General features: G+C 68.7%; 6 protein-coding genes. 4 read left to right on the forward strand and 2 right to left on the reverse strand.

What is annotated here, in order from left to right; all coding sequences use genetic code 11:
• Positions 1-262: 262 nt before the first annotated feature.
• The 3 genes from WDW90_RS36200 (at position 263) to WDW90_RS36210 (ending at position 1,215) form a co-directional block, all read left to right on the forward strand.
• Positions 263-490, forward strand: coding sequence for a hypothetical protein (locus tag WDW90_RS36200; RefSeq protein ID WP_336492571.1), 228 nt, complete (start codon positions 263-265; stop codon positions 488-490).
• Positions 487-696, forward strand: a complete 210-nt coding sequence (locus WDW90_RS36205) for a hypothetical protein (protein ID WP_336492572.1) — start codon at positions 487-489, stop codon at positions 694-696. Before WDW90_RS36200 ends, WDW90_RS36205 begins: the two co-directional genes overlap by 4 nt.
• A gap of 279 nt (positions 697-975) precedes the next feature.
• On the forward strand, positions 976-1,215 hold the full coding sequence (locus WDW90_RS36210; RefSeq protein WP_336492573.1) for a hypothetical protein: 240 nt from the start codon (positions 976-978) through the stop codon (positions 1,213-1,215).
• Positions 1,216-1,395: 180 nt separating this feature from the next.
• Here the strand turns inward: WDW90_RS36210 and WDW90_RS36215 are convergent, their stop codons facing one another.
• Positions 1,396-1,584: a hypothetical protein gene (locus WDW90_RS36215; RefSeq protein WP_336492574.1), complete on the reverse strand. Its 189-nt coding sequence runs from the start codon at positions 1,582-1,584 to the stop codon at positions 1,396-1,398.
• Between the two features lie 342 nt (positions 1,585-1,926).
• Here WDW90_RS36215 and WDW90_RS36220 point away from each other — a divergent pair, with 342 nt between their 5' ends.
• A complete protein-coding gene (locus WDW90_RS36220) occupies positions 1,927-2,139 on the forward strand; it encodes a hypothetical protein (protein ID WP_336492575.1) in 213 nt (70 codons plus the stop codon).
• A gap of 32 nt (positions 2,140-2,171) precedes the next feature.
• Here the strand turns inward: WDW90_RS36220 and WDW90_RS36225 are convergent, their stop codons facing one another.
• Entirely contained in the window at positions 2,172-2,399 is a 228-nt protein-coding gene (locus WDW90_RS36225; RefSeq protein WP_336492576.1) for a hypothetical protein, read from the reverse strand.
• Positions 2,400-2,637: the final 238 nt, after the last annotated feature.

Consider the following 2,637-nt stretch of genomic DNA (forward strand, 5'->3'; position numbering starts at 1 on the left):
TCCTTCCTGGCCCTCGGCGCCCCCGCCCTCATCGCGCTTGCCCTCGTCGTCTGGCTCGACGCCACAACCGAGCCCGGACGCCGAACACGCCGACGGGAGCGCCTGTCGGCCGCGCTCCAGCCTGCATAAGCCCGGCGCGGCGGGCCGCACCCTGCCCGCGGAGCAGGGGCCGGCCGCACCGAACGGTTTCGCAGCTCAGCCGTTGCTGACCCTCGTGAGGGCCCGCCCGGCTGGCAGGCCCCGCCAGCGGGAGGAGACAGCCATGGCGAGCTTGCTCGATTACGAGGCCGGCGACAGCAAGCGGCCCGAATTCCGGCGCGGCTTCGCCCATGGAGCCCAGGCCGTGTTCGACGTGGTCGGAGGGCACCTAACGGAGGAGCACGCCGACCTGCTCCGCCGCTGGATGAACGAGGAGGTTCGGTCCTGGAGCCTGAGGGCGGGCGAGCCGGAGGAACCGCCGGCCGCCCCGTCCCTGTTGCCGACGTCATGATGGCCCCGGTCGAGGACTGGGACGCCCTGTCGACGGCCGCGAGGCGCCGGGCCTCGGAGGTGGCCGGCCGCGAGGAGCTCGACCGCGCCCTGGAGCGCCGCACCGAGGAGGAACGCGCCGCGTTCTGGAAGGCCGTCGGCCTCTACTACGTCCCGAAGCCCGACGCGGCCGCTCCCGCGCCTCGGCAGCCGCCGCCTCGCATGTGAGGAGCTGCCACAGGGCGCGCCGGAGCATCGGTCGCCTTGAGCCGACCAAGTCCGTTCGGCGTACAGGATCCGCTGTTTCGGCCTCCGGAACCCGGCTCGTGCGCCCTTGCCCCGCGCCCGATCAGGGTGACCCGCAAGCAGCGCGCGCCGAGAGCGAGACCTGGTTAAAATTCATGCAATCCTGCCGGGATCCGTCCGACCGGACTCTCCGTTGAGGGGGCTGGCCGATGCCTGGGAGCGCTGCGTTCCCAGCGGTCAACGGTGGAAAGGGGGTGTCGGATGACGCCATCAACCCGGATCACGGCGGCCTACCAGGTGACGATCGCTGCCGGTCGCGGCCCGCGGACGGTCTCGGCCCCGACCGAGCGGGAGGCCGCCCTGATGGCCGAATCCGTCCTGCGCCAATACGAGGGCGAGGCCCTTGGCATTGGCTTCTGGATCGACTGTGCGGACGCCGCGGCCGGCCGCCGTATCGCCGCCTACCTGGCCGATTTGGCGCTGGAGTTGGACCTCGCCTGAGGACGCGCCGCGGCCGAGCCCCTGATTCGATTGGCGGAAGCGCCGGATGCGCTACCGCCGATCTTGCCTCGGCGCTCGAATCGCCCCCGCATAACGACGCCCCGGCAGCGGGCATGAAAAAAGCCCCGCCGGGAACGACGGGGCTGTTCATGCGGCGGCGGCGACGCCGCGTTGTGAGGCTCAGGCGGCGCGCTTCAGGGCAGCGGGAGCGTTCTCGTTGGCGATGAGCGCGGCGCTCTCGCTGGTGGCGATGAGCTCGCCCGCGGTCTGCGCATCGGCCTTCGGGCCCAGGCGGTCGGCCACGAAGGTGACCAGCGAGACGTTGGCGGCAGCGGCGGCGACGACGGCGGCGAGAAGCAGAGCGGTCATGGAGAGGTTCCTGTCTGGCGTTTGCGTTGCAGCATTTATGGCACCGCACAAATTTGTTTGGTATACCAGATCCCACATTCCAGACATGCAAGTCATGCATGCGGCGCGCCTCCAGATGTTCGAGGCCCAACGTTTTTGCATTATGCTGCCTGACGAACCGGCGCTTCTGCGCTCTATCCTGCAGCCTCGCGGATCCGCGGGCCGTGCGTTGCGGTAAATCCGTGGCAGCCGGCCTTCCGTGGGATGGCGCATCGGTGGCGCCGCTGCCCGGGCCGCTGCCGGCGCCGCAGCGCTCGTTTCGCCGTCTGGCGCGTTCTCCTCCATTCAGGAGGCGCGCGCACCATGAACTCGATCAAGAGGCTGGCCCGGGTCCTGACCGACGAGGTCCACGGCGAGTACCAGATCACGCTTCAGGCCGAGGACGGCGAGACCTTCCGGGTCATCGCGACGGAGCAGCAGATCGCGGACCTCATGGACGAACTCGACGATCTGCTCGGCGACGATACGGACGAGGAGGACGAGGTCACCGAGCATAAGGAGATGGGGGACGAGTAGCCTCCGCGGCCGGATCCGACGCGGGCCGGTGCTCATCCGCGCTCGCGCAAGAGGCGCGCGATCTCGGCCTCGGCCTCGGCACGTGCCGTCGTCTCGGACGGGTGCGGCTTGTCGGACCGCCGATACAGCTTACCGCGGTCGCGGATGACCCACGTGAAGTGTCCGGCCATGTACCGGCTGGACATGACCTCGAGGGTGTAGAGATGCCGGACGTTCGCGCCCATGCAGATGATGTGGCGGGCGATCCCGGCCGCTTCCAATGTGGCGTTTCGTCCCGAGTGCCGGGCTGCGGCGCCTCGAGAAACCTACCACGTCCATCGTGCTAGTTTCATCCTGGTATATTGCATGCCTCACATAATAATGCATTATAGGCGGACGGTCCGCGTCGGGCCGCAACGAGAAGGATGCTGGGATGGAACGTGAGGATCGTGCATCGGCGAAATGGTGGCAGCTTGCCTTCGGCATCCTGTGCATGGCCATGATCGCCAACCTGCAATA

This window comes from Methylobacterium nigriterrae (assembly GCF_037106235.1).
Classification (GTDB): Bacteria; Pseudomonadota; Alphaproteobacteria; order Rhizobiales; family Beijerinckiaceae; genus Methylobacterium; species Methylobacterium nigriterrae.

What these genes read in the sequence shown, in the direction of transcription:
- WDW90_RS36200 (WP_336492571.1), top strand. Translation starts at nt 263, where the DNA reads ATGGCGAGCTTGCTCGATTACGAGGCCGGCGACAGCAAGCGGCCCGAA.
- WDW90_RS36205 (WP_336492572.1), top strand. Translation starts at nt 487, where the DNA reads ATGATGGCCCCGGTCGAGGACTGGGACGCCCTGTCGACGGCCGCGAGG.
- WDW90_RS36210 (WP_336492573.1), top strand. Translation starts at nt 976, where the DNA reads ATGACGCCATCAACCCGGATCACGGCGGCCTACCAGGTGACGATCGCT.
- WDW90_RS36215 (WP_336492574.1), bottom strand. Translation starts at nt 1,584, where the DNA reads ATGACCGCTCTGCTTCTCGCCGCCGTCGTCGCCGCCGCTGCCGCCAAC.
- WDW90_RS36220 (WP_336492575.1), top strand. Translation starts at nt 1,927, where the DNA reads ATGAACTCGATCAAGAGGCTGGCCCGGGTCCTGACCGACGAGGTCCAC.